The organism is Neorhizobium sp. IRS_2294 (assembly GCF_050500145.1).
GTDB lineage: Bacteria > Pseudomonadota > Alphaproteobacteria > Rhizobiales > Rhizobiaceae > Neorhizobium > Neorhizobium soli.
The window spans coordinates 3,057,145-3,072,173 of the sequence record NZ_CP191439.1; the positions used below are offsets into that span (position 1 = coordinate 3,057,145).

The 15,029-nt window shown below is 61.6% G+C and carries 12 protein-coding genes; 1 reads left to right on the forward strand and 11 read right to left on the reverse strand.

All coding sequences use genetic code 11. The features are described from left to right. The first annotated feature begins 22 nt into the window (after positions 1 to 22). Positions 23 to 946, forward strand: coding sequence for a pseudouridine-5'-phosphate glycosidase (locus tag ACQY1K_RS14800; RefSeq protein ID WP_430257717.1), 924 nt, complete (start codon positions 23 to 25; stop codon positions 944 to 946). A 41-nt stretch (positions 947 to 987) separates the two neighbouring features. On the opposite strand, the gene ACQY1K_RS14805 is transcribed toward ACQY1K_RS14800, so the two are convergent. From ACQY1K_RS14805 to ACQY1K_RS14855, 11 genes are all read right to left on the reverse strand, one after another. Then, positions 988 to 1,590, reverse strand: a complete 603-nt coding sequence (locus ACQY1K_RS14805) for a DUF2026 family protein (RefSeq protein WP_430257718.1) — start codon at positions 1,588 to 1,590, stop codon at positions 988 to 990. A gap of 202 nt (positions 1,591 to 1,792) precedes the next feature. Beyond that, entirely contained in the window at positions 1,793 to 3,166 is a 1,374-nt protein-coding gene (locus ACQY1K_RS14810) for a M20/M25/M40 family metallo-hydrolase (protein ID WP_430257719.1), read from the reverse strand. A 10-nt stretch (positions 3,167 to 3,176) separates the two neighbouring features. Then, positions 3,177 to 4,979 carry an adenine deaminase gene (locus ACQY1K_RS14815; protein ID WP_430257720.1) on the reverse strand — a complete coding sequence of 601 codons (1,803 nt, stop codon included), beginning with the start codon at positions 4,977 to 4,979 and terminating at the stop codon, positions 3,177 to 3,179. A gap of 168 nt (positions 4,980 to 5,147) precedes the next feature. After that, positions 5,148 to 7,487, reverse strand: coding sequence for a Wzz/FepE/Etk N-terminal domain-containing protein (locus tag ACQY1K_RS14820; RefSeq protein WP_062581882.1), 2,340 nt, complete (start codon positions 7,485 to 7,487; stop codon positions 5,148 to 5,150). Positions 7,488 to 7,580: 93 nt separating this feature from the next. Continuing rightward, positions 7,581 to 8,483 carry a UTP--glucose-1-phosphate uridylyltransferase gene (locus ACQY1K_RS14825; protein ID WP_430257721.1) on the reverse strand — a complete coding sequence of 301 codons (903 nt, stop codon included), beginning with the start codon at positions 8,481 to 8,483 and terminating at the stop codon, positions 7,581 to 7,583. A gap of 47 nt (positions 8,484 to 8,530) precedes the next feature. Then, entirely contained in the window at positions 8,531 to 9,493 is a 963-nt protein-coding gene (locus ACQY1K_RS14830; protein WP_430257722.1) for a glycosyltransferase family 2 protein, read from the reverse strand. Then, on the reverse strand, positions 9,490 to 10,422 hold the full coding sequence (locus tag ACQY1K_RS14835; RefSeq protein WP_430257723.1) for a glycosyltransferase family 2 protein: 933 nt from the start codon (positions 10,420 to 10,422) through the stop codon (positions 9,490 to 9,492). The genes ACQY1K_RS14830 and ACQY1K_RS14835 overlap by 4 nt, the downstream gene beginning before the upstream one ends. Next, entirely contained in the window at positions 10,419 to 11,438 is a 1,020-nt protein-coding gene (locus ACQY1K_RS14840) for a glycosyltransferase family 2 protein (RefSeq protein WP_430257724.1), read from the reverse strand. The genes ACQY1K_RS14835 and ACQY1K_RS14840 overlap by 4 nt, the downstream gene beginning before the upstream one ends. Before the next feature lie 13 nt (positions 11,439 to 11,451). Further along, on the reverse strand, positions 11,452 to 12,645 hold the full coding sequence (locus ACQY1K_RS14845) for a glycosyltransferase (protein ID WP_430257725.1): 1,194 nt from the start codon (positions 12,643 to 12,645) through the stop codon (positions 11,452 to 11,454). A 23-nt stretch (positions 12,646 to 12,668) separates the two neighbouring features. Further along, complete coding sequence (locus ACQY1K_RS14850; protein WP_430257726.1) at positions 12,669 to 13,574, reverse strand: family 16 glycosylhydrolase; 906 nt, start codon at positions 13,572 to 13,574, stop codon at positions 12,669 to 12,671. After that, positions 13,571 to 14,725: an acyltransferase family protein gene (locus tag ACQY1K_RS14855; protein ID WP_244476238.1), complete on the reverse strand. Its 1,155-nt coding sequence runs from the start codon at positions 14,723 to 14,725 to the stop codon at positions 13,571 to 13,573. Before ACQY1K_RS14855 ends, ACQY1K_RS14850 begins: the two co-directional genes overlap by 4 nt. Between the last annotated feature and the right edge of the window lie 304 nt (positions 14,726 to 15,029).

A 15,029-nucleotide genomic window follows, 5' to 3' on the forward strand; every position in this document is an offset into this window, starting at 1 on the left:
CTGCTTCCAGAAAGGAAATCCCATGTCATTGCTGAAGCCGAAACTCAGCCCGGAAGTTGCAGACGCTCTCGCAAACGGCGGTGCCATCGTGGCGCTCGAATCGACCATCATCACCCATGGCATGCCCTACCCGGCCAATCTGGAGACGGCGCTATCGGTCGAGGCAGTCGTGCGTGAAAACGGCGCCGTGCCTGCTACCATCGCCGTCATCGACGGTGAACTGCGCGTCGGTCTGGAACGGGACGAGCTGGAAAATCTGGCTCAGGCCAAGGGCGTGGTAAAGGCCTCCGGCCGCGATCTCGCCGTTGCCATGGTGCGCGGCCAGACAGCGGGTACGACAGTGTCCGCAACGATGCTTCTGGCAGACCTCGCCGGCATCGAGATCTTCGCAACCGGCGGCGTCGGCGGCGTGCATCGCGGTGCTGAACAGACATTTGACATCTCAGCCGACCTGACCGAGCTTGGCCGCACCAGGACAGCCGTCGTCTGCGCCGGCGTGAAATCGATCCTCGATATCGCGAAGACACTGGAATATCTGGAAACCCAGCGCGTACCGGTCATCGCTTATGGAACCGAGGACTTCCCGGCCTTCTTCACCCGCCAGAGCGGCTACAAGGCCGATCACCGGCTGGACACGCCAGAAGAGATCGCGAGCGCCATGCATTTCCACCACCAGCTCGGCACCGGCACCGGCCTCCTGATCGCCAACCCGATCCCGGAAGAGGCCGCACTGACCCCCGACTTCATCGACGGCACGATTGCCGATGCGGTGCGGGAAGCAGATGAGCGCGGCATCGGCCGCAAGGAACTGACCCCATTCCTGCTCGCCCGCATCAACGAATTGTCGAAGGGCGAAAGCCTGAAAGCCAATATCGAGCTGGTCAGAAACAACGCCCGCCTCGCTGCCAAGATGGCCGTGGCCTACGCGGCGCTGAAGAAGGGCTGATCACCAAGGGCGGCGGGGTGCGCTAGCATCCCGCCCTCTGATCACCAGGCGCCCGAAAGCGCATTCCCGAGCAAGGGTACGCTCTTGCCCGGCTCGCTCGCGATGGACAGTGACTTCGGCATCTGCTTAGGCGACTTCCGGAACCAGTTTGCGGCAACGGATGCCAGATCACCGATCATGGCGTGCTTGTGCCAATCCGCGAACCGCCTAGCACTCGCCTGCGGCTCCGACTGATAGAAGAAATCGCCGGACTGCCCGAGATCGTTGATGCTCGAAGCCATGGACGAAAGCGGCCGCTGGAACATCTTCGAAGGCACCCGAAGCTCGGACGCGCTTTGCGAAAACGCCGGCGCCATGAAATCGATCGCCCAGCCGTCGGCCTCCACCCAGCAATGAAAATTCTCGCCCGCCCCCGTGACATACCCGTCTTCACGCTGGTCTGCGAAGAGGATACGGGTGCCGCCGAGGTTATAGGCAGCCAGCCCGCTTTTCGGCGTGGCCGTGACCCCGTAATGCTGCCGCAGGATGAACGCGCCGAACGTGCTGAAATACATCCCGGCAACGGCGGTGTTGGCGTTCTCGTTGACCAGCAGGCTGTTGATGACCCGGTAAATGCGGTGATAGTCGCTCTGCTTGATCGACATGATCCGTAACCTGCCCAATCCTGATGTGGCACCCTGCCTAGGCGGCCAGCGCAGCAATGTAAACTGCGGCGTTGATGAAGGACCCAACCGGTTGGGAAGGTGCCGGGACGTTGAACCGGTTTTGGGTCAATTTTCTGATTGACCCTTATTAGGGTAAATTATAGCGCCTCGGCGCCCCACTCCACCATCCCTGCCCTACCATTCACCCCTTCATCTCGCCCAGCTTCGCCAGCAGCGCAGCACCGGTGCGGATGCCGGCGTGGAAGAGGTCGAGCTTGAGGTTTTCGTTGGGGGCGTGGTTTGCCTGGTCGGCATTGGCGTAGGGCACGACGAAAGCAGGCTTGCCGAGGATTTTGGTGAAGACGTAGTCCGGGAGGCTGCCGCCGAGGCTTGGGTAGAGCAGTGGCTCGACGCCGCGGGCAGCGACGATCGCTTCGCGGATCACGGATGCGAATGGGCTGTCCATCGGCGTTTTCGATGGCAGCATGGAGTTTTGCGGCACGAACTCCACATCGGGTGCGTATCTTTCCACATGCGCCCGGACCTTTTCGAACACGTAGTCCGGCGTCAGGCTCTCGACGAGGCGGATGTCGCATTTGGCATAGGCTTCGCTCGGAAGAACCGTCTTCTGCCCCGGCCCGCCATAGCCGCCATGCAACCCGTTGATGGTGAGCGTCGGCTGGAACATCAGCCGCTCGTAATAGGGACGATCCGCCGGCTCGTCGATCGCCGTCATTCCGAGCTCGGCCTTGATCTTCTCGATATCGAGCGGCAAGGCCGCCATCGCCTGCAGTTCCAGATCGGTCGGCGGCACGACGGGATCGTATATACCGTCTATGGTGATCTCGCCGCGGTCGTTCTTCATCGTTGCGAGCAGATGCACGAGCTTCCAGATCGCATTCGGCATGACGCCGCCGAAATTGCCGGAATGGGCATCGCGAATGGCAGTCTTTGCGCGCAGCTCGAACGAAGCGACTCCGCGCACGCCGAACGTGACGACGGGGCGGCCGCTGTCATGCAGCGAGCCATCCGAGGTGACGACGAGATCGGCATTGAGCTTGTCGGCATGCTCCGCGACGAATTCCGCCATATGGGGACTGCCGATCTCCTCCTCGCCTTCGAGCAGGAAGATCACATTGCAGGGCAGTTCGCCAACCACCTTGAGATAGGATTCAATCGCCAGCAACTGGGCGAAATGCTGGCCCTTGTTGTCGCCGATGCCGCGCGCGTAGATGCGGCCGTCGCGGATCTCGGGCTCGAAGGGCGGGCTTTTCCAGAGGTCGAGCGGTTCTGGCGGCTGCACGTCGTAATGGCCGTAGAGAAGCACGGTGGGCTTGCCGGGCTGGTTCTCCATGCGGCCGATCACCATCGGGTGGTTGCGGGTGGTGATCGCCTGGGCCTGCATGCCGAGACCATTGAGGATGCCGACGAGGATATCTGCGGCCTCCGTGATACCCTCGTTGGAGGCGCTGATCGACTTGTGCTTCACATACTCCATCACCCGTTCGACGAAACTGTCGCTGTTGGCATCGATATGGGCAAGAACGCGGGCGAGATCGGTGTTTTCAGGTGTCATGCTCAAAAACTCATGCCGGTTCGAACAGGGTCTGGATCTGCATTTCCGGCACCAGCACCAGGCCCTTATCGGTAATGCGGATATCCGGAATGACCGACAGCGGAATAAGGTTGAAGCCCATATAGGCGATCGTGCATTCGGCCTTTTCCCATTCGAGCTTCAGCGCCTTCACCTCGTCGGCGACCGCGTGGACGCGCTTGTCGGACAAAAGCCCGGCAATCGGCAGCGGCACCATGGCGGTCACCTTGCCATCCATCACGACGCAGACGCCGCCCTGGGTAGCCTCGATCGCATCGAGCGCCACCTGCATGTCGCGTTCATTGGTGCCGGCGACGATGATGTTGTGGCTGTCATGCCCGACAGACGAGGCGACCGCGCCCTTCTTCAGACCAAAACCGTTGAGCAGACCATGCGCGACATTGCCCGGCGACTTGCCGTGACGTTCCACGACCGTGACGAAGCAAAGCCCGTGGCGATCGAACTGGGTCTGCCAGTCGTTGGCCGGCTCGAGCGTGACGGTGACATGGCCGAGCGTGATGCCCGGCAGCTCCGTCTTGATCGTGTGGGCAATGACGGTCTCGGTCGGCAGTTCAGGCGTCAGCTTGAGGTTCTTCGGCAGCTTCACCGTATGATAGGCGGCTTCCGGATAGCGATAGGGCTTGGACAAAGCCTCATCGAGAACAGGCGTGATCTTCTTCTGGTCCACGACCAGTTCGCCGCCATACCAGGTGCTGACCGGCTCCAGGTTATCGGAGAGGAGCACCAGATCTGCACGCCGTCCGCCGCCGAGACCGCCGATCTCGTTTTCCATGCCGAAGCGCGTTGCGCCATGCAGCGAACCCATCGCCCAGGCCTGTTCCGGCGTCATGCCGTATTTGACCGCCTCGCGGGTGACCCAGTCCATGCCGAAGGCGAGCAGATCCTCGGCGTCGCGGTCGTCGGTGCAGACGGCGACGCGCTTGTGCGAGGCGCCAAGCTCGGTGATCGTCTTGATTGCCTGCGGCAGCGAATGCCAGGGCGTGGTCGGCGGGCCACCGCGCAGGAACAGCCATACCCCGGCCTCCAGCAGATCGTCGGCGATATCGCGGTCGATCGCCTCATGAGTATCGGTGACGCCGGAGGCGGCATAGGCCGCGACGAATTCTCGGCCATAGACATGGCCAGACACCGGACGGCTGCGCGACAGAGCAGCAGCGAGGATCGCATGGCTGCGTTCGTCGCCCATGGCGACGGGTACGAAATCCATCTTTTCGCCGAGCGCTACCGCTTCCGGCCATTTATCGAACAGGGCTGCAATCTTGTCCGGCGTCAGGTCGCCGCCGGCGGTTTCCAGTTCCGGCGAGGTGGCGGGAACCGTGCTCGGCACCGTCAGGAAGATCGACAGCGGCGCCATGCGCGCGTCTTCCAGCATCGCCTCGACACCGGCGACATCCATGACATTGCCGATCTCGTGGCTGTCGCAGAAGATCGTGGTGGTGCCATTGAGAAGGGCAGCCTCCGCATAGGCGCAGGCCGTCACCATCGAGGATTCGATATGGATATGCGGATCGACGAGGCCAGGCGCGAGAATGCCGCCCTTTGCGTCGTAAATCTTGGCCGATGTTCCCTTGTAGGAACCGATGGGCTTTACCGCGGCGATACGGCCGCCGGAGAGCCAGATTTCCCGCCCGGGCAGGATGCGCTCCGAATAGGTCGACAGCATCCGTGCATCCCGGATGACCAGATCAGGCTCGCGCCGTGCCGACGCGACGTCGGCGAGCAATCGCGTCATGGATGCCAGCGGGTGAACGGAGAAACGGTTGAGAGTGCTCATGAAATTCGGCCTCGCGGATCATCGGACTGGGGACATGGTAGGGAATTTTGTTCCCGCACGGAAGCACGCATTGGCGCTAAAGGCACACGGCAACCACTGAAACGTGAAAGGCCGCCGGTTCCTCAGGGAGCGGCGGCCTTCGATCAGTCTTTCGGAACGTGCCGCAACTTAGCGCGGCACGCCGGGAATGGCATCCTTGTAATAGGATGAATAGCTTGAATGCAGGCGCTCTGGCGCGCCCGGATCGGCATATTTGCGCAGCTCGCCCATCTCGGTCTTGTTGAGAATGACGCCGATCGTCTTTGCGGCAATCTGCGGTTCCGACTGAAGCACGCTCTGCACGGCCTTGACCGGCGTGACACCCCATTCGGTGACGAAGATGAAGCCGTCGACATAGGGCTCGAAGGCCTTCGCATCGATAACAGGGATCAGCGGTGCCAGGTCGACGATGATGACGTCAAACGTGTCCTTGATGCTTTCGAGGAACTGGCTCATGCCGGTCGAGGCGAGAAGCTCCGATGTATGGGCAAGCTGGCGGCTGCGGGTGGTCATCGGCAGGATCGTCAGGCGCGAGCGGCGGTCGACGCGGGCAGCCGCCGTCCACGGAACCTTCTGCAGCACGACGTCGATCAGGCCGACATCCGGTTCGCTCGCCAGCATCTTGGACAGACCCGGATTGCGCAGATCGCCATCGATGACCAGCGTGCGAACGCCGTTGGATGAGATGAGGCCGGCAAGGTTGGCTGCAACCATCGACTTGCCTTCGCCGGGAAGGCAGGAGACGACGCCGATGACAGAGCATTTGCGACCCTGCAGCACGATATCGGCGGCAAGCTTGGCATTGCGCAGCGTTTCGGCAAACTGCGAGCGCGGTGCTTCGACGGCGACACGCATCTTGCGGCGAAGCGCGATCGGATCACCCTCCGGCAGGATCTGGCCGTCGATGGCGTCGGCTGGCTTGTCGGAGCCGTTGTCGTCGGTCTGGGCGCTGCCAATCTTCGGGAGGTAACCGAGGAAGCGGACGCCGAGCTTGTCCTGCACGTCGGCGCCGGTGCGGAAGAAGCGCTCGCGGAATTCCAGAAGCGCTGCAAGTGCGCCGCCGAGCAGCAGTCCAAGCACGACGGATAGCGCCATGGTGAGCGTCTTGCGCGGGCTGGACGGCGAGATCGGCACGCCGGCTTCCGAGATGACGCGGGCCTTGGCGATCGGCAGCGATTGCAGCTGCGACGCCTGTTCGAACCGCTGCAGATAGGACTGGTAGAGCGTCTTCAGAGCATCGGCGCGCTGCTGCAGTTCCTGCAGCTGTACCATGGAGACATTGGCATCCTGGTTGCGGCCGGCGACGCTTTCGATGCTGGCGCGCAGCGACTGCTCGCGCGAGCTTGCGACATCCAGCTCGTTGCGGAACGAACCGGTCAGCTGCTGCAACTCGCGCAGGATCTGTTGCGCCAGGTCCTGCTTTTCGGAGCGGAGTGCGATTGCCTGAGGATGCTCGGCGCCATACTGCTCGACCACGCTTCTTTCGCGGTCGTTGACCGTCGTATAGCGCTGGCGAAGGTTCTGCAGCACCGTGTTGTCGGTATCTCTGTTGGCCACGACGGCGTTTTCGACCGCGGCTTCCGAGCCCTTGTCGATGATCACCTTGTACTGATTGTAGCGGGCCTGGGCGCTGGCGACTTCGGCCTGTGCCGAGATCAGCTGGGTATTGAGATCAGACAGCTGCTGGGCGGACATCAGCTCGCCGCGTGGCGATACGAGGCCGTTGTCGCGCTTATACTGCTCGACCGTCAGCGATGCCTGCTGTGCCCGGATATTGAGGTCGTTCAAACGCTCCTGGAGCCATACGGAAGCGCGCTCGGTCGCGTCGAAATTGGCGTTAAGCTCTTCCGTGAGGAAGGAACTGGCATAGGTCTTGGCAAGCTGGGCGGAAAGAACCGGGTCTGGCGAGCGGACGGAGAGCGAGATGACCGAGCTGCGTCCGACGCGCTCGACGGTGATCGACTGCTGAAGGATGGCGGCAGCCTTTTCACGGCGCCCGGCGCGCACCTGGTCTTCGCTCGGCAACGGGCCGCCTGATGACACCAGCGAGACAACGCTTTTCACCATGTCCTTGGCAAGATCGACCGGCGATTTGGGCGGATCGACGATCAGATCGTTTTCCGCAAACTTGCCCTTGTCGACGACGCTGAGCGCCAGCGCCTTCGATTTCAGGATCTCGACCGAACTCGACATGCGGTTATCGATCTGCTGCGCGGTCTGGCCTTCGGTTTCCTCTTCCGCATAGCGGGACAGGTTGTCGTCGACCAGGATCTGCGTCGCGGCCGTGTATTTCGGCTGCGCCGTAAACAGATAGGCTGCCGCAAGCGCGACCATGGCGACCACGCAGATGATGATCACGCCAAGCCGACGCATGGCTGCCGACCACAGCTTGTCGAGGTCGATGAACGTGTCAGTTTCTTTTTGCTCGTTTGGGAAGATGTTCATCGGCCTATAATTAACCTGGTCCATGGCTTTGTCCGCTTTCCGGAATTGTCGAGAGGAACGGCAGAAATGGGCTGCCGTTCCTCGGGCTTTGGTCTGACTGCTAGGCTGGAGCGGCCCTTAAGCCGCTTTGACCTTCGTTTCGTGGTTGGCGAGAAGCTCCTTGACGGAGTGATAGATCTCCTCGCCCATATCGCTCCGCAACATCGCGAAGGCCACATTGGCTTCGATGAAACCGCGCTTGGAACCGCAGTCGAAGGTCCGTCCGGTATAGGGCTGTGCGTGGAACGGCTGCTTCTGCAGCAGTTTCTGCATGCTGTCGGTCAGCTGGATCTCGTTGCCGGCTCCGCGTTCCTGGCTTTCCAGCAGTTCGAAGATCTGCGGCTGCAGGATATAGCGACCATTAAGGTAATAGTTCGACGGTGCATCGGCAGGTGCGGGCTTTTCGACCATGCCGGTCACTTCGAAGCCATGCTGCTTGCTTTCGCCGATCGCGACGACGCCGTAGCTGGACGTCTCCTCGGGCGCACACTGCTCGACGCCAAAGACGTTGCCGCCGACTTCCTCATAGAGATCGACGAGGCCTGCCATGCAGCCGCGGGCGCCATAAGACACCATATCCGGCAAAAGCAGAGCGAAGGGCTCGTTGCCCACCAGTTCGCGGGCGCACCAGACGGCGTGGCCGAGACCGAGCGGAACCTGCTGGCGGGTGTAGCTGACGGTGCCGGCAAGCGGCAGCATCTTTTCGAGCTGTGTCACCTGAACGGTCTTGCCGGCGCGGGTGAGGCTGGCGATCAGTTCAGGATTGCTGTCGAAATAGTCTTCGATCGCAGTCTTGTTGCGGCTGGTCACGAAGATGATGTGCTCGATACCGGCCTGCATGGCCTCATCCACCGCATATTGCACGACGGGCCTGTCGACGATCGTCAGCATTTCCTTTGGCATCGCCTTGGTAGCCGGCAGGAACCGTGTTCCATTGCCTGCAACCGGAATGACCGCCTTGCGAACAGGTCTCATTTCCATAGTGTCGTTGTCCTTTCCGGGACGCCCCCGCCCCGTCGATCGGATTGTCAAGAAACGCCGGCAGCTCTTGCGAACCGGCGCATACGGACGGCAATCGGCATGCGCAGGTGCTTGAGCGCCCGCGGGTTGTCGATTGCCGTTTTCAGAATCCCGCCGAATGATCGTTTCTTGATCTCGTCGACGAGTGTGAGGAAGGAGGCCGCTTCGCGAATGCTCTGCGTGCGGCGGCGCTGGGCGGTCATTGCCCGCGGCTCGAGAGAGAAGCGCTTAAGGAACTTCTCGTCGCCGGCAAGCATCGCCGTGAGATGTTCGGGTTTGAGCACCCGCGAGATCGAACCGTGGCGCAGATGGTAGACGTAACCGGCCTCGGGCTCGATGGCGCAGACGCCGCCGCTCGCGATCGCAGATGCAAGCAGGATGTAATCCTCGCCGATCCGCAGGTTCTCATCAAAGCGCAAGCCGTGCTGATTGAGGAAATCGCGGCGGAAAATCGGCTTCATGTAACCGAAATTGAACGTGCTGCCGAAGATGATGTTGGATTCGATGAAATCGGCGAGCTCAAGCGTCTTTCGCGTTTCAAGATCGGCGCGCGAAAACATCGCCGTCGGCTCGCCGCCTTCGAGCGGGACGACGTCGATATTGTCGACCACGATCCGTGCATCCATCGCTTCGGCGCGTGCGATCATCCGCTTCAGGCGCTGCGGATGGATCGTGTCGTCGGCATCGAGCACGGCGATCCAGCGGCCGGTTGCGGCGTCGAAACCGGCATTGCGCGCGGCCGCCGGTCCGCCATTGGCGGGCTGGACGATGAGCTTCACGCGATCGTCGCGATCGCGGCAGCGAAGCGCAAGCTCGCGCGTGCCGTCGCTGGAGCAGTCGTCGACGACGATTACTTCCAGGGACACGTCGACCTGGGAGAGCGCGCTATCGATCGCGCTTTCCAGCGTCTCCTCAGCATTGTAGGCGGCGATGACGAAGCTGACATCGGGTGCGGTGACAACGGAAGTCATGTGGCCTCCACCATGCCGTACTGGCGGATCTCGCGCATGCCGAGCGTCCCCATGACCGAACCGGCGTGAAGTGCTGCGCGCAGGGCATAGCGTGTGCGGGTGACGGGAACAGCGACCGCTCCCACCGTCACCACGGCGCAATAGCCAAATTTCATCGCAGCGATTACAGCCTTCTTGATCCGCGACAGACCGGCACTCTTTGCGGCAACGATGCGGCCATGGGTCTGGCCGGAGCGGAAGCGGCGCTTGGCAAGCCAGGAGAAGCTGGCGCGCTTGTGCGGCACCGGCTCTTCCAGCAGAGCTTCGCGGGCAAACTCGATTTGTCCGCCGGCATCGGTCAGCTGAGTGAAATAGTGCGTATCCTCGCCACCGCTCTGGCCGAGCGACAGCGCGAACTTGCGGGCCGCAAGCTTCGGTGAGCGCATGTCGAGCAGCACGTTGCAGGTATAGCCGGTGACGATACGCCCATCGACCCAGACGGGATTGGTCGAGTGGAAATCACCGCTGCGCATCCAGGCCGGCACATCGGCGGGATAGATGGCGCGGACGGGGCCGAGGACAGCATCGGCCGACGTCGCCTCGGCGCGATCGACAAGCGCTGCGAGCCAGCCAGGACCGGCCGTCTCGTCATCGTCGATAAACGCCAGATAATCCGCCTGGCAGGCGGCAAGGCAGGCGTTGCGGGCAATCGAGATGTTCGATTTCGGGCAATGGACATAAGTGATCTCGAAGGGCGAGACAGCTTTCAGTCTCTCCACCAGGGCTTGCGCACTCGGCTCTGCGTCATTGTCGGCGACGATCAGCCGGACCTGCGTGTGTTCAGGCACGTCGAGAGCGAACAGCGACCGCAACGTGACCTCCAGTTCCGGGCGCCGATAGGTGCAGATGCCGATATCGATGCGGAGCTTGCCGCTGCCAGCCACGATCATGCACGCCTCCTCGATTTGATGCCGATCAGTTCCAGCCAGAAACCTGCCGACCAGGCGAAATGCATGATCATCGCCGACACCGCGGCAAGCGGACCGAGCGGGTTATTTTGGCCCACAGCCATCCAGACGCCGTAGCCGAGGCAGGCGACCGCCCAGACAACCAGCGGAATGGCCGCCCACCAGTAGAGGACCGCAAGCACCGCGCCGATCACGACCGGTGCGACCGCCAGCGGAATGGCCTGGCGGATCTTGGGGATCGACCGATGCTTCAGAAGGTTCTTCGCCCGGCCGCGGCCATAGCCGAGATACTGCCGGAACAGCGCCGACGCACTGGAGCGCGGATAGTAGGTCATGTAGGTCTTGCCGGTCATCCAGATGCGGAAACCGGATTGGCGAAGGCGGAAATCCAGTTCCGCATCCTCGTTATGGCTGAAGCTCTCGTCGTAGCCGCCGACAGCCTGAAACGCGAAGATGCGCATTAGCGCATGGTGACCGTGATCAACCCACTCGCCGCCGCCGCCGGCCCGGTGCTTGGAGCCGCCATTGCCGAGCTTGGAATTCTGCGCCGCAGCCGTTGCCCGCTGGAACAGGCCAAAGCCGACCGTTTCCATGCCGACCACGATGGAATCCGCCTCCAGCGATACCGCCTCCTGCAGAAGCGTCCGGCAGTAATCGTCGGGATAATCGCCATGGGCGTCGATGCGGATGAGATATTCGAACTCCGCGCCGAACCGCTGGACGGCTAGATTGATCGCCGCACTCTGGATGCGCTTGGCATTGTGCATCAGCGCCACGTTCGGCAGTTCCTGAGCGACGCGAAGGACGATCTCCTGCGTGCCGTCCTTGCTGCCGCCATCGGCAACGACGATCATGTCGCTGGCCGAGCTACGCTGCTGGTCGAGCTTGCGCAAAAGCGGCTCGATGGTCTTTGCCTCATCAAGGCACGGGACGACGATCAGTGTCCGGATCAAGGACAGGTCGCCACTGGAAACATCGGCATTCGAAGGCACACGCATGACCTATCTCACCTCACGACTGCACGGTTGAAATGGCCGGTACCGACGGTACGGCCAGCGAAATATTGCGATTGAGGCCCGCAAGCCTGTCGACCAGGGCGCGGCAATCGTCTGCATCAGTAACCCACTGGCTGCGATCGACGGCCGCAAGCCGGGCGAACCGATCGAGGTAGAGTGCGTCGGTCATGCCCGAGAACAGGGTTTCCAGATCGGTAGGCGTCGCGTTGTCGAGAAGGATGCCGATATCGCGCTTAGCCACAAAGCGGCCGGTCTCGGTGCGCGCAAGCGCGATCGGAACCGCGCCATGCAGCCCGCCTTCATAGAGACGGTTCGGCAAAAGCCACTCGGAATTCAGCCCTTCCTCGAAGAAATCGATCGCCCAGGTGAACTGCACCTCGTTGTAGATCTCCGCCAGATCCTCCGGATTGCGGTAGGGACCCTCGAAACGCACGAACGGCGCGTTCTTCACCTGCGCGTCGAAATCGGCAAACTCGCTATAGGCCGGCCGTCCCCGGATGATGACCTCGACCCCGCCGTTCATCTTTTCGGCAAAGGCCGTCAGGATATCGAGCGACTTGCGGCAGCGGATGGCACCGAACCAGCCGATCTTCCAGGGTTCACCCTGCTTCGGCAAACGCGGTTGCGGCTTTGCAACGGAGGCTTCGCCCAACTGCAGGACCTTGTTTTCGAGCAGAAGGACCGGAAGATCGAGCCCCGATTTCGGCTTGAAGAAGTTTTCGACAAAGGCCGGCGAGCTGGTGATCAGCAGCCGGGCCGACTTTGCGAAATGCCGCTGCACGGCACGCAGCACCCGGCCCTTGGCACCCTCGTCGAGCAGCAGGCGGTGAATATCGAGACATTCGTAGACGACGGGCACGTCGCCGCCGAACAGCGACGCGGCCCCCTCGGCGAGAACCAGCATTTCCAGATTGCGGGCGATGATGACATCCGGCATCGGAACGCCGACAAGCCTCTTTTGCAACTGCATCCGGGCAGCAATCACGGCCTTGATGCGCTGGCTGAACTGTCCGTCCTGCGTTGAACCGAGATCGATGGAGCGCACGCCTTCCTCCTGACCCAGCAGATTTCCCGCGCGCCTGAAGCCTGCGACCGTGACGCTGGCGCCGCCGGTTTTCAACGTCAGCACCCGCCGGCGAATGGCCGGGTCGGCAAGATCATGGGCCAGATAGAGAACCTGCAGTGTCAAGTCGTTCAACTCCGTGTCGAAGATCAGTCGAGCGTGCAAAGCACGGATTGCGGGAAAGCACAGTCTTCGCCGAGCGCCGTATAGGCGATGCGGTCGATTTCCATCGTGGTGGGGCCGGAATAGGCGAACGGGCCCATCCAGGATTTCAGCGTATCGCTGCCCCACAGGCTCAGAAAGATCTTCTGGGCGTTCTGCGGGATCTTCGACGGGTCGGTGACTTCCTGCACAAGCTTGCCGTTGAGGAAGTAGCGCAACCGCTCCGGCTCCCAGATAAAGGCGTAGTCGTTGAAGCCCTTGTCCGCGCCACCGGCGACGGGAACGATCTTCTCGTTCTTGCCCTTGCCATTGATGTACTGGTTGAGCTGAACCTGATCGACGTTCTTGCCGAGCACCTCGAAGTCGATCTCGTCCCACGGCTTTTTGTCGGTCGGGCCGATATAGGTGAAGAAGGCTGAGTTGAGGCCAGGACCGGTCGCCGACTTGTAGCGCGCCTCATAGGTACCGTAACCGAAGCGGGCGCGGGTCTGGATCTCGCCGCAGACGTTTTTGCGGTCCTTGTTCTGGCGCTCCTCGAAGGTGAGCTTCAGATTGCCGCCATCCGTCGTCACCTGGCGCTGCGACCAGGTGCAGTTCTGATGGGCGCCGTTGTTCCAGCCGTTCGAAACGAACCAGAACGACCGGTCGAGCCGATCAAAATTCTCGACGAAGGACGTGCCCTTGGCATCCGGCTGCGGCTTGCCACCCGGGTGGGGTTTGCCACCCGGATGCTTGCTGGCTGCCTGATCTGGAGCATTAGGGGCTGTCCCGGGAGGCGCCGGAGGCTGAGGCGCCTGGGCAAAAGCTGGAGCGCAGGCGAGCACCGTCAACGCGGCGAATGCCGTTGCAGCGGCTCGGAAAGCGGGTCGAATCTGTCTGGCTGGTGCCGTCATGTTTCACCTCTTCTGTGGGTCAGGGCGGGCTCGCGGCCATGCGCGGAATGCCCGGACGAATTGGAGTTCTGTGTCTGCGCAAGCTTTGCCTTGCGGCCGCGACTGCCCGTCAGCGTCTGATAAAGGCCGGGCATAAGGCGCGACACCAGCGCATTCGAAATCACTAGAATCACGAGGGCCGAGGAAATCGCGCCGACATAGAACAGCGGGTAAAGCTGATCGCCCGCAATGCGGTTCCAGACCATCCACATCACCACGAGCAGCGGGTAATGGGCGCAGAAGATCCAGAAGCTGAGGCTGCCGGTGGCGGCCAGCCGTTTGCCGAGCGTCGAGCGGATAGCAAGTGCCGACATCAGCCAGAATCCGCCCGCACCGATGATCGACAGCGCGTTGCGCAGAAGCTCGAGCGACCAGGAATAGTCCGGTCCCGTCTGATAAAGCGCGATCGACAACAGGACGGCGGCGGCGACAACCAGTGCCGTTCCAGGAATGGCGAAACGGTCGAGCGCCGAGAGATCGATGCGGTTCAATGCGAGGAAGATGCCGAAGGTAAAGGAGAACAGGATCGACTTCTTCAAAACGATGAAGAGCGTGAGATCCGGCAGGATCGCCACCACGAACAGGATGACCAACGTCGGCACCGCAGCCTTGCGCACGAAGAAGGCAAGGATTGGCGACAGGGCGATGCAGACGACAAGATCACGCAGGAAATAGAGCGGGATGTCGACGGGAAAATTCTCGCTCGCAAACGCATAGTTCGCCAGTTCACGGGAGGATGCATTCCACAGGTCCGGGAAATACCCGATGCCCATGCCGGCGCGCTGCACCAGAAGGACGACGGCGAACAGGCCGAGGTTCCACAACAGGAACGGCACAAGCACGGTCCGCGCCTTGGATTGCATCACCTTGCCGTAGTCGAAAGCATCCCAGCCACGGCGAAACAGCAGATAGCCGGAAATCGCGCTGAGGCACGGCACGCCGATACGAAACAGGCTGTCGCCAAAAAACACGCGGAGCCAATCGAAGAAACCGTTCTGGCCGAGGAACGGGCTGGTCTGCGGATCGAACGGGACGTGGACGAACACGATGCCCGAGATCAGAAGGATGCGCATCAAATTGATACGGGAGGAAATGGTTTGATCAACAGTCAAACGAACTACCCTTTTTGGGCGGCGCCTCCCGTCACCACCGTTTCAATCAGAGCAGACTTTGAGCCCGCATTTTCGAGTGCCAAGGATCAGGTGCAGTTTGGCACAAAATGTGGCGGCGCAGCGAAAAGCCGGAATCCGCCCGGCCCGCAGCGGCATCCCCTTACCCGTTCCATTCGCGAGTTCTACTTTCGCGAGTGCTGAAACGCTATGGATTCCGGGGGGATCACTGATTTCTTATGCTGCACTGCACAACAGAGAAAAAAATCAATTCGTCGTGAAAATAACTTCGACCTCAGACGACACT